The sequence below is a fragment of the Micromonospora sp. I033 genome (genome assembly GCF_053890995.1).
In genome coordinates this window covers 1-15,435 of sequence record NZ_JBSSLX010000141.1, presented here as the reverse complement: position 1 = coordinate 15,435, position 15,435 = coordinate 1, and the positions used below count along the sequence as shown (strand labels likewise).

Genomic DNA, 15,435 nt, shown 5'->3' with positions numbered 1-15,435 from the left:
CGCCGGGGTCAGGGCGTCGCCGATGCGGTTCGCCAGCTCGGTCATCTCGTAGGAGACCTTGCCGACGTCGCACTGCGGATCGGCGAGCACGAGCAGGGAGGCGCCGTCGTTGAAGGCCATGGAGAACATGAAGCCGCCCTCGAGCTGGGTGACGTTGGAGATCACCGCGCCGGCGTCGAAGAAGGCGGCCGCGCCGCGGAGCAGGCTCACCAGCCCGCTGCCGGTCGCCGCCAGCTGGTCGGCCCGGTCGGGTGGGAGCCCTCGCGTGGCGGCCACCATCAGGCCGTCGCTGGAGATGGCGATCGCATGGCTGACCTCGGTGGCGCGCTCGGCGAAGGCGTCCAGCAGCCAGCCGAGATCCTGGTGGTCGGTCACGTGCACTCCCTGTCGGGTCAGTTGTTGATCAGATTGGGCCGGCGGCCCGCGACTCCCCGGGCGTACGCGGCCATCGCGGTGGCCACCCGGGCCGGGTCGCGGTGCTCGGAGCGCTGCCGCGGCACGGTGACGCCGCCCGGCACGAGGTGCTGCTGCGGCTGCCGCTTGGGCAGGCCGGAGGTGGTGGTGCCGGCGACCTCGGGCGAGTCGGCCCGGGCCGCCGTACGCCAGGCGTCGTCGGCGGGGCTGGCCCACGGCGTGCCGTTCCCGGCGTCCGGACGGTCGGCCTGGAACCAGTGGTTGACCTGGTGGAAGATGACGAGCTCCTCGGTGGGCGCGGCGACGCGGTCCGGCCCGGGCGCGGGCCGGTAGACCGGCGCCACCGGCAGCACCTGCTCGGCCACCGGGCTGCCGGCCCAGGGCTCCGGCGCCGCCCGGTACGGAGTCGCGACGGCGGTCCGCGCCGCCCGCCGGGACGGTCGGGCGGGGGTGAGCAGGAACTCCTCCGGGGGCAGCGGCCGGACGATCGCGCCCGGCAGCGCCACCTCGGCGATGGTGCCGCGGCGGGGGCCGGGGCGGAGCTGCACGGCCACGCCGAGCCGCGCGGCGAGCTGCCCCACCACGACCAGCCCCATCGCCCGCACGGCGGCGACGTCGATGGCGGGCGGGCGGACGAGCAGGTCGTTGAGCTGTTGCCGGCGCTGCGGGGACAGGCCCACGCCCTCGTCGCTGATCTGGACGATCACCCGGTCGCCCAGGCTGCGGCCGGTCACCCAGGTCTCGGTCTCCGGCGGGGCGTATCCGGTGGCGTTCTCCATCAGCTCGGCCAGCAGGTGCACGACCTCGTCGACGGACTCGGCGGCGATGGCGACGTCACCGTCGACCAGGCCGAGGCGGATCCGGGCGTAGTGCTCGATCTGGCTCTGCGCCGCCTGGAGCACCTGTTGCAGCGGCACGTCGTGGTGGCGGACCCGCCCGACACCGACCCCGCCGAGCACCAGCAGGCTCGCGTTGATCCGCCCCATCCGGGTGGCCAGGTTGTCCAGCGTGTAGAGCTGGTGCAGCCGGTCCGGGTCGGTCTCGTCCCGCTCGACCTTGTCGACCTGGGCCAGCACCGCGTCGACCAGCCGCTGCTCGCGGCGGCTCAGGTGGATGAAGATCTCGGCGGTGTTGGCCCGCATCACGGCCTGCTCGGCCGCCGTGCGCACCGCCGCGCGGTGCACCGCCGTGAACGCCTGCCCCACCTCGCCGATCTCGTCGTCGCTGGACGGTTCCAGCGCGTCGGCGGCCTGCCGCCGGGCCAGCTCGTCGGGGTCCACCGAGGAGCTGTCCGGCTGCTGGAGGCGGGCCACCACCTGCGGCAGGCGCTCGAACGCGACGGCGTTGGCCGCGTCCCGCAGCCGCCGGAGCCGCCGGGTGATCTGCCGGGCCACCGCCCAGGTGACCAGCGTGGTGAGCAACAGGGCCACCATGGCGGCCGCCGCTTCCACCACCGTGCGCCGCCGCTGGTCCGCGTGCGCGGCGCGGACGTCGTCGAGCACCGCCGCGTCGACCCGCTGGCGCAGCTCGGCCAGGCGCACGGACCACTGCCGCGTGGCGGTCACCCAGGTGTCGAGGTCCAGCTCCAGCCGGCTGCCCGCGACGCTCCGGGACACCTGGTCCTGCATCCGTTGCAGCAGCAGCGCGCTCTCGCCGCTGCCGGCCTGCTCCCACCAGCCCTGCCAGGCGGGCCGGGCGAGCGCCAGGAAGGCGAGGCTCGACTCGGTGAAGCCGGTCCGCGCGGCGGTGATGTCCTGCTGCATGGCGGGCGTCAGCTGGTCGGCCGCGACCGCGCGCAGGACGGCGACCTGCTGCTGGCCGACCGCCTCGGCCACCTTGGACAGCGCCGCCGAGGCGCGGATGCCGTCCGCGATCCGGGCGTTGACCACGCCCAGGGTGACGCTCTCGCGGAGGCTGAGCAGGTCGGCGATGGCGATCCGGTAGCTGAAGGTCATGGCCGACACCGAGGCGCGCTCCGCGGTGCGCACCTGGGCGCGCAGCGGGGGCAGGCCGGTCAGCGCCGCGTCGATCCGCGGCAGGACGGCCTGGTCCGCGGCGGAGCCGGCGGGCAGCTTCGCCCGCTGCCGGCGGTAGTGGGCCACGGCGGCGTCGGTGGCGGTGGTGGCGTCCGCGAAGGCGTCCTGCTGCTCCGGCGCGCCCCGGGTGAGCAGGTCGGCGGCGACGATGCGCTCGTTCTGCAGCCGGTGGGCCAGGTCGCCCGCCTCGGCGCCGAGCTGGGCCAGCAGGCCGAGGTCGCTGGCGCGGGTGGTCTGGCGGGCGCTCTCGGTCAGCGCCAGGCCGGCGAAGCCCAGCACGGCGACCAGCGGGGCCGCGACGATGAGGCGCATCCGGGCGGCAATCTTCCAGCCGCGGCGGCGGGTCGGGTAGGGTCGGGCCGCGTGGGACCTCGTGCTCGACGCCAAGGCTGACTCCCCGCACTCATCTACAAAGTTCTATCTGCATTTGCGGATTGCACGTCTCATTGCGCCGGAAGCCGTGCGCCCAGACCAGACCTGACGGTGGTACAAACAGCCCGTACCAGCATCTGTACCCAGAGTTGGCAGCGCCGGCGGCACGCGCCGGCCCGGCCGGGTGCGGCGGCCCGCCGGGTCAGTGCCGGCCCGGCGCCGGCGACGGCGGCCCGTCGGTCTCCGGCTGGCCGAGCACCTGACCGATCAGCTCCCGCAACTCGTCGATGGCGGCCACCACCGCCTCCGGGTCGCGCGCGTCGCGCCGGGGGGCCGGCGCCGGGTCCAGCCGCGCCACCTCGCCGAAGCGGGGTCCGCGCCGGCCGTCCGCGGCCAACTGTTCCGCCGCGACCTGGGGCCACAACGCCGCCAGCCGGCCCCCGGTGCACAGCACCTCGTCGCAGCGCACGGCGAACTCCTGGCTGCCGAACCGGCGACCGGACTCGACCGCGGCGACCGTCTCGCGGCTGAACCGCACCAGCTCCGCCAGCGCCCGCTGGGTCAGCCCCTGCCGTGTCCGCCAGCGACGCAACTCGGCGCGGAACCGGTGGCTGGCCGCGGAGTGAGCGGCGCTCGACGGCGGCGTGCGATCCATGTGCTCACCTTCGCGACGCCGGGTCGGCATCGGCATCAGATCGGGGTGGGGTGATGACTGGGCCTTCGCAGGGGACAATTCTTAACCCATCGACCGGCGGGTGTGAAGACATGACTCCGCTGCGTGACCGCCTCCGCAGGTCAACGCCCGGCACGCGGGTCAGGCCGCCGGCCGCTCGACGGCGGGCACGGCCCGGCCGCCGGACGGCACCGCCGTGTCGATGACCACCGGCAGGCCGCGGTGCGCCCGGAACGCCACGTTGGCGTGGTACGACCGGCGGTGGCCGGGGGCCAGCCGCAGCCCGGGCACGGCCGCGGCGAGCCGGGTGAGCGCGATCCCGGCCTCCAGCCGCGCCAGGGCCGCGCCGATGCAGAAGTGGGGCCCGTGCCCGAAGGAGAGGTGGTCGGTCGCGTCGGTCCGCTCCGGATCGAACCGGTCCGGGTGGGCGAACACCGCCGGATCCCGGTTGGCGGCGCCGATCAGCAGCAGGCAGCGCGCCCCGGCCGGGATGGTGACGCCGCCCATGGTGACCGGCCGGTTGGTCACCCGCAGCCACCCATCGATGGCCGGCGCGAAGCGCAGTGTCTCGGCGAGGAACGCGGGGACCCGGTGCGGCTCCGCGGCGAGCGTCCGCCACCGGTCGGGGTCGGAGAGCGCCTGGTCCAGCGCGTGGGCGAGCAGACCGGCCGTGGTCTCGTGCCCGGCGACCAGGAGGTTGAACACGATGCTCGACACCTCGGCGACCGTGAGCACCTCGTCGTCGCCGTTCCGGTACGCGAGCAGCTGGTCCACGTAGCCGTCGCCGGGCCGGCCACCGTCGAGCCGGTCGCGCACGAGTTCCTGGCAGTAGCGCCAGAACTCCAGCAGGCCCCGGGCGAGCCGGACCTGTTCCGCCGGGTCGGGCCGCCCCCAGACCAGGGCGATCTGGCCGTCGGCCCAGGCCCGGACGCGGGCGATGTCCCGCTCCGGCACGCCGAGGAGGTCGAGCAGGACGAGCAGGGGCAGCTCGGTGGTGAACTCCGGGACGAGGTCGACCTGCTGGCCGGCACGGGCGGCGAGCCGGGACACCAGTTCGTCGACCCGGCGCCGGACGATCGCGCCGTACCGCTGCTCGACCCGGCCGCCGGTGTTGGCGAAGGTGGCCCGCAGGGCCCGGCGGGTCCGCGGATGCACCGGCGGATCCGCGGCGGCCGTGGTGGGCGGGGCGTCGATCCGCATGATGACGGCCAGCGCCTCCGGGCAGACGTCGTAGACCGGCGCGAGGGTGAGGGCGTTGCCGAAGCTCTCGGTGTCACCGAGCGCCCGTCGCACGTCGGCGTGCCGGGTGATCAGCCACAGCCCGAGGTCCTCGTCGTGGTGCACCCCGCCCGGCGAGTCGAGGAGCCGCCGCCACACCTGCGCCGGGTCGGCGAGATACGCGCCGGCGAACGGGTTCCATCGCATGACCGCCTCCTGAAATGGCGACCCGGCGACCTCTCGGGTGCCGGCGCCTTTCACGGTGCGCCCCGCGACGACACTAGTCAAGATTTGTCGACGTCAATGGGATTTGCTTGGGAATCGCGTTCTTGTGGCCTCGTCAATTCCTTTGCCCATCTGCAATTTGCGGCCTGACCATTGCGCACCGAGACCCGCAATGAGCAGCGGGAACGACCTTACCGGGGCGTCACCAGAAGCATCCGGGAAATGCGATGACCAGCCGTCAGGAGCTGGGTGGCGTGTCGACGGACAGGAACTCGCGTAACAGCGCGACCAGCGCTGCCGCGTGGGCGCCCGCCGGATCCAGGTCGGGCCGGAAGTCGGCGACGCTCACGCCGAGCAGCCGGGGCGAGGCGAAGAGCGGCGCCAGGAGATCGGCCAGCTGTCCGAGGGTCGGTCCGCCGGGTTGCGGATAACTGACGGCCGGCATGGCCGCCGGGTCGAGGACGTCGCAGTCGACGTGCAGCCAGACTCCCCCGTCGACGTCGGCCAGCAGGGCCGCGGCGCGCTCGCCGCACCGCCGCGGCGCGTCGACGACCGCCGGGGCGTCGATGCGCCGGATGCTGTCGGGCAGCCGGGCCACCTCGGCGGCGGCCTCCGGGTCGAGGTCGCGGGTCCGGTGGCCGATCAGCACCACGTCGGCGGGCGCGACGAGCGGCGCGGTCACCCCGGCCGGCGTGGTGAGCTGCGCGGGACCGGAGCCGGTGAGCAGGGCCAGGTCCATGTCGGCCGTCTCCCCCGTCGGCGAGGCGGCGCCGTCGAGGAAGTCGGGGTGTCCGTCGACGAACCAGAGGCCCACCCGGCCGCGGTCCCGGCGCAACCAGGGCAGGACACCGAGCAGCAGGCTGCAGTCACCGCCGAGCACCAGCGGCCGGCGGCCGGGCCGGCGCCCGGCGGCCTCGGCGAGCCGGTCGGCCAGCACCCGCGCGGCCCGGCTGGTCTGTCCCAGCGCGCGGACGCCGGTGGCGTCGTCCCGCCGGTCGTCGTCGATGACGATCGGCGCGTCCCCGGCGTCGTCGGGGACGAGATCCGACAGCCCGGCCGCGCGCAGCGCCGCCGGCGCGAGCCGCTCGCCCCGGCCGAGCCCCGAGCAGTCCCACGGCGCCCCCACGAGATACCAGCCCGGCGCTGTCACGCCCCCCATCGTGGCATCCGCCCCACGCGGGAAGCGGCGATATGCGCCGGCCGCCCCACCAGGACCGCAGCCGGGCACGGGACGCCGCCGTCCGCGCTGATCGCCCACGCGTGTGAGGATGCGGGACATGCGTGCCGTGATCTTCGACGAGTTCGGTGCCCGACCCGAGGTCCGCGACGTGCCCGACCCGTTGGCGCCGCCCGACGGCGCGGTCGTCCGGGTCGAGGCGACGGGGTTGTGCCGCAGCGACTGGCACGGGTGGCGGGGGCACGACCCCGACGTCCGCCCTCCGCACGTCCCCGGGCACGAGTTCGCCGGTGTGGTCGCGGCGGTCGGTGCGGGCGTGCGCGGCTGGCGGCCCGGCGACCGGGTCACCGCGCCCTTCGTCTGCGCGTGCGGGCAGTGCCCCGCCTGCCTCGCCGGCGACCAGCAGGTCTGCGAACGGCAGACGCAGCCGGGCTTCACCCACTGGGGTTCGTTCGCCGAGTACGTGGTGGTGCGGCACGCCGACGTCAACCTGGTCCGGCTCCCCGACGACCTGGACCACCCGACCGCGGCGGCCCTCGGCTGCCGCTTCGCCACGGCGTTCCGGGCCGTCGTGTCCCAGGGGCGGGTGGCCGCGGGCGAGTGGGTGGCCGTGCACGGCTGCGGTGGCGTGGGCCTGTCGGCCGTGATGATCGCGGCAGCCTGCGGCGCGCGGGTGGTGGCGGTCGACATCTCCCCCGGCGCGCTGGAACTCGCCCGGCGCTGCGGGGCGGCGGTCTGCCTGGACGGCGGCGCGCTCACCGGGCCCGGCGCGGTGGCCGCGGCCGTCCGGGAGGCGACCGGCGGCGGCGCCCACCTGTCGGTCGACGCGCTGGGCAGTCCCGCCACCTGCGTGGCGTCCGTCGAGAGCCTGCGGCGGCGCGGCCGGCACGTCCAGGTCGGCCTCCTCCCGGCCGCGCAGGGCCGTCCGGCGCTGCCGATGGAGCTGGTGATCGCGTACGAACTGGAGTTGCGCGGCAGCCACGGCATGGCCGCGCACGCCTACCCGGACCTGCTCCGGCTGGTCACCGCCGGCGTGCTGCGCCCCGGCGAGCTGATCACCCGCACCATCGGCCTCGACGAGGTGCCCGAGGCGCTGGCCACGATGGACCGTCCGGCGTCCGGCGGCATGTGCCTCATCACCCCGCGCTGAACGGCGCGGACCGGTCCGGCCCGAGGGCTGGACCGGTCCGCGGCCGATCGGCTCAGCTGACGGTCACCGAGACGGTCCGCGGTGGCTGCTGGAGCTGCCCGTAGTTGTCGGTGCCGCGGATCGAGACGGTGTAGGTGCCCGCCGGGATCACCGGCGAGGTGTACGCGAAGTTCGACCCCGGGGAACCCGGGCTGGTCAGGAAGGACGCGATCCACGGGAAGTTGCCGGGAGTGCTCGGCGTGCTGAAGGTGCCGGCGGCGTTCATCCCCTGGCCCGCGCTGTTGGAGATCTGGATGTCCACGCGGAGCATCCCGATGTCGTCGACCGCCCGTCCGGTGACCACGATCCGGCCGCCGGTGTAGGCCTGGCCCTCGACCGGGGTGATGCTCGGCTCCAGCCGCGGATCGAGGTCACCCGGGTACACGAGGTACCGCGCCGTGGCGCCGGAGGTCGAGCCGTCCTGCTGGCCCGCCGTGTCGACGGCCCACGCCTCGACGCTGTACTCGCCCTTGGTCGGCAGGTCGATCGACAGGGTGAACGCGGTGCTCGTCGCGCCCGGCGCGGCCAGCGTGGCGTTCACCGTGGCGAAGGCGGCGGCCATGGTGCCGTTCGGCTGCACGTACCGGCCGGTGTCCAGGTCGCGCAGCGCCACCCGGACGCTCTGCACGCCCTTGTCGTCGGTCGCCGTGCCGGCCAGGTTGAGGTGCAGCTCGTCGACGTTCTGGTCGACCCCGGTGAAGCTCAGCAGGCCGTTCGGGAACGCGTCGCCGGGCACCTGCGCGGTGACGCTGAGCCGGCCCATGCTCGTGCCGGACGTGGTCAGACCCAGGCTGTCGGTGGCCCGTACCCGGAAGTCGTAGACCCCCGGGGTGAGCGGCACCGTGGTGAAGGACCAGGAGTACGACGCGGCGCTGAGGTTGGTCGGCGAGATGCGGTAGTAGGCGGCGACCGAGTCGGCGCCCCACGTGCCGTCGGCGGCCAGGGACTCCCGCGTGGTGCTGTTGCGCAGGTAGATCTCGACCGACCGGACGGCGTCGTCGTCCTGGGCGGTGCCGGCGAAGGTGATCGCGGCGCCGGGCGCGACGGTGACCGGGGCGGCCGCGGTCGGCGGGGTCATCGGCGCGGGCGCGCTGATGGCCACCGTCGGCGGGACGCCGGTCGACGAGACGGTCCAGTCCCGGGTGTCGCCGCGCAGGTCACTCTGGCCGGCGGTGTCGACCGAGGTGGCGGTCATCTTCCACTGGCCCTCGATCGGCAGGGCCACCTCGAACTGCCAGGTGGTCGACAGCGCGCCGATCACGTCCGGCTCGCCGCGGAAGGTGTTGTAGACCGCGGCGACGGTCCCGTCGTCCTGCAGGTACCGGTTGTCCGGGGTGCGGAACGAGTAGATCAGCGAGCTGACGCCCTTGTCGTCGGTGGCGGTGCCGGTGGCCACGAAGGTCTTCGTGGCGAGCAGGCCGCCGGGCGGCGAGTCGATCCGCGTCGACGGCGGCAGGTCGTCGAAGCGGAAGGCCTCGATCTTCTTGACGGCCTTCGTGGCGTCACCGACGCCGTCGCGGCCGAACGTCTTCGCCTGGATCTGGTAGACGCCGGAGGGCAGCGAGACCGGCAGCGTCCACGTGGTCGAGGCCGTGTTCACCGCGGCGACCGTGGCGTTGATGCTGTTGGCGGCGCCCCAGGTCGTCAGGTCGTCCTGGAGGAACTGGCTGGTGTTCCGGTTCTGGATCTCGACCTGGACCCGGCTGACCCCGGCCGGCGTCAGCGCCTGGCCGCCGATCGTGAACGACTCGTTGGCCTGCTTCACCGCGCCCTCGATGGGCGTGACGATGGTGGTGTCGACCGCCGACGGCGCCGGCGCCCGGGACTGGTCGAAGAAGCCGACCCGGCCGACCGTCTTGCCGCCCTTGACGTTGCCGTCGCCGCCGACGAGGAGACCGCGGGAGGTGGCCAGCATGGCCTTCTCGCCCTCGTACGAGTTGGAGCCGGGGTTCCACTCCAGGGCGGTGCCGGTCGCCGGGTCGAGGGCGCCGAGGTGGTCGCGGCGGACCACCTGGTCGCCGAGGCCGTAGCCGCTCAGGCCCTGGCCGGTGCCGTACCCGACGTTGTCCAGGCCCGGCCAGGGGACGTTGGAGGTCGGCGACTCCTGCCAGCTGAAGTGGCCGCCCACGTACACGGCGGTGGCGGTGATGGCGACCGAGTAGACGCTGTCGAAGTGCCGCGACACCCAGAGCGGCTGCACGTTGTCGGCGCCGGTGAGCGGGTACGCGATCGCGGTGTCGTTGATCGGCGGGCGGTCGCCGCCCGAGCCGCTGGTGACCACGAAGTAGGAGTCGTCCGGCGCGATGTCACCGGCGAACACCCGCTGGATGCCGCCGACGAAGGAGAGGTTGTCCTCCCACAGCCGGGTACGCCACGGCAGCAGCGTCTTGGTGGCGGTGTTGACCAGGCCGACGCCGTAGCGGTCCTGGCCGGCGATCTGCCGGCCGGTGTGGACGACGAGCAGCTTGCTCCGGTCGTGGGTCAGCTTGAGCTGCTGCACGGTGAGCATGCCGCCGACGCCGATGCCGCCGGTGAGCGGCAGGTTGAAGCCGGTGTCCACCGCGCCCGTGGTGGGGTTGAGCGCGACCAGGCCGCTGCGGCTCACCCCGTTCACCGTGCTGAACTGGCCGCCCACGTAGACCGCGGTGCTGCTCACGGCCAGCGCGGTGGCGCGGGCGTTCGCGGTCGCGGTGAACGCCGCGATCGGCGCGCCGGTGGTCGGGTTGAGCCGCACGATCTTCCGCTTGGTGACGCCGCCGACCGTGTTGAACGACCCCGCGACGTAGAGCGACGAGCCGTCGGGGGAGGCCTCGACGGCCTCGACGGAGCCGTCGAACGTCGGCCGGAAGCCGGTGTCGATCTTCCCGGTGTCCAGGTTGTACGACGCCAGCGACCGCTGCGTGATCGCCGTCGCGCCGACGTTGGCGATCGAGGTGAAGGTGCCGGCGATGAAGACCCGGTTGCCGATCACCTCCAGATCCTTGATCTCGCCGTTGGTGATCCTCGGCGTGTCGGTACGCGGAACGCTCGGCACCAGCCGGGTGTCCCCCGGGACCACCGCCGCCGCGGTGGCGACCGTGCGCGCCGCGCCGAGCGCGCTGCCGCTGCTCATCGCCGCCGCGCCGGTCCGTGCGGTGGCGCCGGCGTCCGTGGCGGTGAGCGTGGTCGCCACGGTGCCCGCGACCGCCGGTACGCCCATCACCACGGCGGCCCCGGCGACCAGACCCGCGACGGTGCGACTCCAGACCTTCATCCATCACTCCCTGTGAACGCCCGAGACGGCACCACCGGGTCGGTTCCCGGCAACGTCCACCCGCCCGCGTGCCGGACGTCACCGTAGAAGGCAGGGTCTTTTCGCGGTACCGCGCCGCACCGGGTTTCCACCGCACGGCACCAATTCCGGCCGCACCGGCGGGCCGCACCACCGTCGAATCGAGACCCTGTCCCCCGATCGGATGGCGCGGCCCTGCTCACCGGGGCTCCGGCCCGCCGATCGACGGATCAGCCGGTGGGCTCGACGTGGTCGCGCCAGGAGTGGCGCGGCTGGTAGCCCAGCACCCGGCGGGCCTTGTCGATGCAGAGCAGGGTCTCGTGCTCGCCGAGTTCCCGGCGGACCTCGACGTCCGGGTAGACCTCGGCCATCAGGCTGGCACTGGACCTGGTCATCACGGTGTCGGCGTTGGCGATGATGAAGACGTCGGCGCCGGGGCGGTCGTGGGCGAGCGCCCGCTCGACCGCCTGGGCGCCGTCGCGCGCGTCGATGTAGCCCCAGAGGTTCCAGCGGCGCAGCGCCGGATCGGCGTGGAAGGCGGGGAACCCCGCGTAGTCCTCGACGTCCATCACGTTGGAGAAGCGCAGGCCGACCATGACCAGCTCCGGGTCCCAGCGGCAGAAGTGCCGCGCCATCTCCTCCTCGAGGGCCTTGTTGAGCGAGTACGTCGACTCCGGGCGCGGCGGGTACTCCTCGTCCACCGGCGCGTACGGCGGCGGGGTGTCGAACGGCAGCCCCAGCACGGTCTCGCTCGACGCCCACACCACCCGCCTGATCCCGGCCGCCCGGGCCGCGGCGAAGACGTTGTACGTCGCGGCCGAGTTGTTCGCGAAGGTCACCGCGTTGGGCAGCAGCCCGGGCGCCGGGACCGCCGCGAGGTGCACCACCGCCTCGACGCCGCCGGCGTGCTCGTCGGCGCCGCCGGTGAACGCCTCCACCACCTGCCCGTAGTCGGTGAGGTCGACCAGGAGGAACTCGCCCTCGACGTCGCGCGGGTCGCGACCGCCGGCGCGGTCCACCGCGAGCACGTCGACGCCGGCCGCGCGCAGGTGCGCGACCACGGCGCGACCGAGCTTTCCGGCGGCGCCGGTGACGACGACACGCCGAGGGAGGGAGGGCAGCACAGGGTCGGTCATGCCGACATCCTTTCCTGCCACGGCGCACGCCGTGCGCGCGGCCCGGGACTTCGCGCGTCCGGTCGGGTGGAAACGGGGCCATGCACACCATCCGCGCGCATACAAAAACTGTCTCCGAAATGGAGATAGGGGCGGCTCAGGTCACCTAGAAGAGGGCATCACCCGTCGATCCGGCTAATCGTCCACCTCCGGACATTCACCGGCCCCGGCTGCCTCGCCACCCGGTGGACGGTCCCTCCGAAAACACCGTAGACCCGGTGAAGCCGCAGGTGGCGGGCGGTGGATGGCCTGCCGGGGCAGACGCCGACGCGTTGCGCAGTCAGAAAAGTTGCCGCCAATCGAGAAATAGACGAACGTGCGACCCGGCTGGCCGAACGCATCGATGACCGGCACGATCCGGGGATCCGGCCGAAGATCACCGATGCCATCATGTGGACAGGCATTTCCCATCGAGGGATCTGCACCTGCCGCATGAATGAGCTGATCACGAGGGCTGGCTGCGCCAATTCCCGATCTGCGGATCCGATCCGCCGGTCGGCCGCGTCCCCGCCGCCCCGCGCCGTGCCCACGGCGGTGCTCGACCGGGCCGACCCGACCGCACGTCGGCCGGCCGTCAGCGACAGGTGTCCGATACCCGATCACGAGCAACTGGTGGACCGGGCCGGCGCGTGGGCGGCGCCGCGCCGGCCGGTGCGCGAGCAGAGGAGGCGGACGCGATGACCGACGTCCTGAGGTCCCGGCGATCCACGCCGGACACCCCGCTCCGGGACGGCCCGGTGGGCGCCGTACCGGCACCGGCCTCGGCCGCGCAACGCCAGATGTGGCAGCTCAGCCGCCTCGACCCCGGGACGGCCACCTACCTGGTGCCGCTGGCGTACCGGCTGCACGGTCCGCTCGACGTGGCCGCGCTGTCGGCGGCGCTCGACGGGTTGGTGGCCCGGCACACCGCGCTGCGCACCACCCTGGCGCCGGCCGCGGACGATCCGGCCGGACCGTCGGGCGACGACGCGGCCCGGCGCCTGGTCCAGGTGGTCCACGAACCGCGCCCGGGCCTGCTGCGGGTGCACGACCTGAGCGGGCTGCCCACCTGGCAGCGCGACCAGGAGGTGCGGGCCCGGATGCAGGCCGAGGCGGGCAGCCCGATCGACCTGGAACGCGGCCCGGTGCTGCGGGCCCTCCTGCTGCGCTGCGCACCGGAGGAGCACGTCCTCCTGCTGACCTTCCACCACGTCGCGGTGGACGAATGGTCGCTCGGCATCCTGCACGACGAGTGGGAACTGCTCTATGCCGCGCACCGCGCGGGGCGGCCGGCCGACCTCGCCCCGGTCGGCGCCGACCTGCGCGACCACGCGGCGTGGCAGCAGGACTGGCTCCGCGGCGCGGAGGCAGCCACCCAGCTCGAATACTGGCGGGCGCAGCTCGCGGACGCCCCGGCCGTCCTGGAGCTGCCCACCCGCGCGCCCCGGCCCACCGTGCCGTCGAGCGCGGGGGCCAGCCTGGCGCTCCCGCTGGAGGTGTCCACGGAGGCGCTGATGGCGCTGTGCCGACGGACGGGTGTCTCCCCGTACATGGTCATGCTCGCCGCGCTGCACGTGCTGCTGGCGCGCTGGACGGGGCAGCGCGACATCGTGGTGGGTACGCCGGTGGCCAACCGGCAGCGGGCCGAGGCGCAGCAGCTCGTCGGGCTGCTGCTGAACACCGTCGCGGTCCGGGCCCGACTGGACGACAACCCGTCGTTCGAGACGCTGCTCGGGCGGGTGCGTACCGCCGCTCTCGACGCCTTCAGCAGGCAGGAGCTTCCCTTCGGGACGTTGCTCGAATCGCTGCGTCCGGCCCGCCAGCCCGGCTTCACCCCGCTCTTCCAGGTGATGTTCGTGTACGGCCGCGAGGCGGCGCCCCCGCGCCTCGACGGCCTCGAGGTCACCTCGCTCGACGTGCCCACCACCACCGCCAAGTTCGACCTCACGGTGTCGGTACGGGAGAACGCCGACGGCGTGCGGACCGTGCTGGAGTACCGCACCGACCTGTTCGACGACGACGCGATGGGCCGCCTCGCCGGACACTTCCAGACGCTGCTGCGGTCGCTGGTGGCCGATCCGGGCGCACCGGTCGGCTCGGCCGCGATGCTCGCCCCCGACGAGTACCGGCAGCTCGTCGTCGACTGGAACCGCACCGCGATCCCCACCGAGCCGGACGACCTGGTCCATCTGCTGATCGAGCGGCAGGCGCGCCGGACCCCCGACGGCGTGGCGGTGACCGACGGCGACACCGCGCTGAGCTATCACGAGTTGCACATTCGGGCCGAGGCGCTGGCGGAGACGCTGCGCGGGCGCGGCGTCGGCGTGGGCGGCCTGGTGGGTGTGCTCCTGCCGCGCTCGGTCCCGTTCGCCGTGGCGATCCTCGCGGTGCTGAAGGCCGGCGCGGCCTACGTGCCCATCGATCCGTCCAACCCGCCCGCCCGGCTGCGGCACGTCCTCGACGACACGGCCACCCCGGTCGTGCTCACCCGCCCCGAGCTGGCACACCTGGTGCCCGACGGCACGGCGCTGCTGGTGCCGGACCTGGACGCACCGGTCCCCGAGGCCGACCCCGGGCGCGGCGGCGGGCCGAGGCGCCGGCCGCGGCGACGGCCGGCACCGTCGGCGGACGACCTCGCGTACGTCATCTACACCTCCGGGTCCACGGGCCGCCCCAAGGGCGTCATGGTCACGCACCGCGGCGTGTGCAACCACCTGCGCTGGGCCGCCCAGGCGTTCCGGCTACGGCCCGGGGACACCGTCCCGCTGCAGTCGTCGGTCGCGTTCGACCTGGCCGTCACGAGCCTGCTGGTCCCACTGTCCGTCGGGGCCACCGTCCTGGTCGTCGGCGAGCACCTCGGACCCGCGGGGCTGGGCGAGGCGCTGCGCCGGCAACGGACGCCCTTCGGGCTGATCAAGATCACCCCCACCCAGCTCGACCTCGTCACCCACCAGCTCGGCCCGGAGGAGATGGCCGACCGCACCCGCTGCTTCGTCATGGGCGGCGAGCTTCTGCGCGCCGACCAGGTGGCGCCCTGGCGTGCCCACGCACCCGGGACGGCGCTCTTCAACGAGTACGGGCCGACGGAGACCGTGGTCGCCTGCACCGCGTACGAGGTGGGCCCGGCCACGCCGACCGACGGTTCCGTCCCCATCGGCCGGCCGATCGCCAACACCCAGCTGTACCTGCTCGACTCGTGGCTGAACCCGGTCCCGGCGGGTGCGACCGGCGAGCTGTACATCGGTGGAGCCGGTGTGGCGCGCGGCTACCTGAACCAGCCGAGGTTGACGGCCGAGCGGTTCGTCCCGGACCCGTTCTCGTCCGTGCCCGGAGCTCGGCTGTACCGCACCGGCGACCTGGCGCGCCTGCTCCCCGACGGGAACCTCGAATACCTGGGCCGCATCGACAACCAGGTCAAGCTGCGCGGCTTCCGGGTGGAGTGCGGTGAGATCGAGGCGGCCATCCGGCGGCGCCTGCCGGACAGCGACGTGACGGTACGGCTGCGCCGGGACGACCCCGACGACCCGCAGCTGGTCGCGTACGTGGCGGGCGCGGCGGAGCCCGACCGCGACGCCCCGGCCCTGCGGGCGGACCTGGCCACCGAGCTGCCGCCGTACCTGGTTCCCGGCGCATTCGTCTTCCTCGACGCGCTGCCGCTGACCGGCAACGGGAAGGTGGACGCCGCCGCGCTGCCCGCTCCCGGTCG

10 protein-coding genes are annotated in these 15,435 nt (G+C 74.1%); 3 read left to right on the top strand and 7 right to left on the bottom strand.

The window, feature by feature from the left end; translation table 11 throughout:
* From ACW0Q9_RS21215 to ACW0Q9_RS21195, 5 genes are all read right to left on the bottom strand, one after another.
* Nucleotides 1-375, bottom strand: a 375-nt coding sequence (locus tag ACW0Q9_RS21215) for a roadblock/LC7 domain-containing protein (RefSeq protein ID WP_456183930.1), incomplete at its 3' end; no start/stop codon positions are given.
* Between the two features lie 17 nt (nucleotides 376-392).
* Entirely contained in the window at nucleotides 393-2,762 is a 2,370-nt protein-coding gene (locus tag ACW0Q9_RS21210) for a nitrate- and nitrite sensing domain-containing protein (protein WP_456183928.1), read from the bottom strand.
* Nucleotides 2,763-3,024: 262 nt separating this feature from the next.
* Nucleotides 3,025-3,477, bottom strand: coding sequence for a helix-turn-helix transcriptional regulator (locus tag ACW0Q9_RS21205; RefSeq protein WP_456183926.1), 453 nt, complete (start codon nucleotides 3,475-3,477; stop codon nucleotides 3,025-3,027).
* Nucleotides 3,478-3,636: 159 nt separating this feature from the next.
* Nucleotides 3,637-4,920 (bottom strand): cytochrome P450, encoded by a 1,284-nt coding sequence (locus ACW0Q9_RS21200; protein WP_456183924.1) that lies wholly within the window; start codon nucleotides 4,918-4,920, stop codon nucleotides 3,637-3,639.
* Between the two features lie 256 nt (nucleotides 4,921-5,176).
* Nucleotides 5,177-6,088, bottom strand: a complete 912-nt coding sequence (locus ACW0Q9_RS21195; RefSeq protein WP_456183922.1) for an arginase family protein — start codon at nucleotides 6,086-6,088, stop codon at nucleotides 5,177-5,179.
* Between the two features lie 127 nt (nucleotides 6,089-6,215).
* Here ACW0Q9_RS21195 and ACW0Q9_RS21190 point away from each other — a divergent pair, with 127 nt between their 5' ends.
* Nucleotides 6,216-7,265, top strand: coding sequence for a zinc-dependent alcohol dehydrogenase family protein (locus tag ACW0Q9_RS21190; RefSeq protein WP_456183920.1), 1,050 nt, complete (start codon nucleotides 6,216-6,218; stop codon nucleotides 7,263-7,265).
* Between the two features lie 52 nt (nucleotides 7,266-7,317).
* Here the strand turns inward: ACW0Q9_RS21190 and ACW0Q9_RS21185 are convergent, their stop codons facing one another.
* Together ACW0Q9_RS21185 and ACW0Q9_RS21180 are read right to left on the bottom strand one after the other, a co-directional pair.
* A complete protein-coding gene (locus tag ACW0Q9_RS21185; protein ID WP_456183918.1) occupies nucleotides 7,318-10,557 on the bottom strand; it encodes an Ig-like domain-containing protein in 3,240 nt (1,079 codons plus the stop codon).
* Between the two features lie 248 nt (nucleotides 10,558-10,805).
* The gene (locus ACW0Q9_RS21180) at nucleotides 10,806-11,711 is read right to left on the bottom strand and encodes an NAD-dependent epimerase/dehydratase family protein (protein ID WP_456183916.1); all 906 of its coding nucleotides are present in this window, start codon (nucleotides 11,709-11,711) and stop codon (nucleotides 10,806-10,808) included.
* 279 nt (nucleotides 11,712-11,990) lie between these two features.
* On the opposite strand from ACW0Q9_RS21180, the gene ACW0Q9_RS21175 reads away from it, so the two are divergent.
* Nucleotides 11,991-12,431: a hypothetical protein gene (locus ACW0Q9_RS21175; protein WP_456183914.1), complete on the top strand. Its 441-nt coding sequence runs from the start codon at nucleotides 11,991-11,993 to the stop codon at nucleotides 12,429-12,431.
* A partial coding sequence (locus ACW0Q9_RS21170; protein WP_456183912.1) for a non-ribosomal peptide synthetase occupies nucleotides 12,428-15,435 on the top strand: 3,008 nt, incomplete at its 3' end. The genes ACW0Q9_RS21175 and ACW0Q9_RS21170, both read left to right, overlap by 4 nt.

What these genes read in the sequence shown, in the direction of transcription:
- ACW0Q9_RS21185 (WP_456183918.1), bottom strand. Translation starts at nt 10,557, where the DNA reads ATGAAGGTCTGGAGTCGCACCGTCGCGGGTCTGGTCGCCGGGGCCGCC.
- ACW0Q9_RS21180 (WP_456183916.1), bottom strand. Translation starts at nt 11,711, where the DNA reads ATGACCGACCCTGTGCTGCCCTCCCTCCCTCGGCGTGTCGTCGTCACC.
- ACW0Q9_RS21190 (WP_456183920.1), top strand. Translation starts at nt 6,216, where the DNA reads ATGCGTGCCGTGATCTTCGACGAGTTCGGTGCCCGACCCGAGGTCCGC.
- ACW0Q9_RS21210 (WP_456183928.1), bottom strand. Translation starts at nt 2,762, where the DNA reads ATGCGCCTCATCGTCGCGGCCCCGCTGGTCGCCGTGCTGGGCTTCGCC.
- ACW0Q9_RS21205 (WP_456183926.1), bottom strand. Translation starts at nt 3,477, where the DNA reads ATGGATCGCACGCCGCCGTCGAGCGCCGCTCACTCCGCGGCCAGCCAC.
- ACW0Q9_RS21200 (WP_456183924.1), bottom strand. Translation starts at nt 4,920, where the DNA reads ATGCGATGGAACCCGTTCGCCGGCGCGTATCTCGCCGACCCGGCGCAG.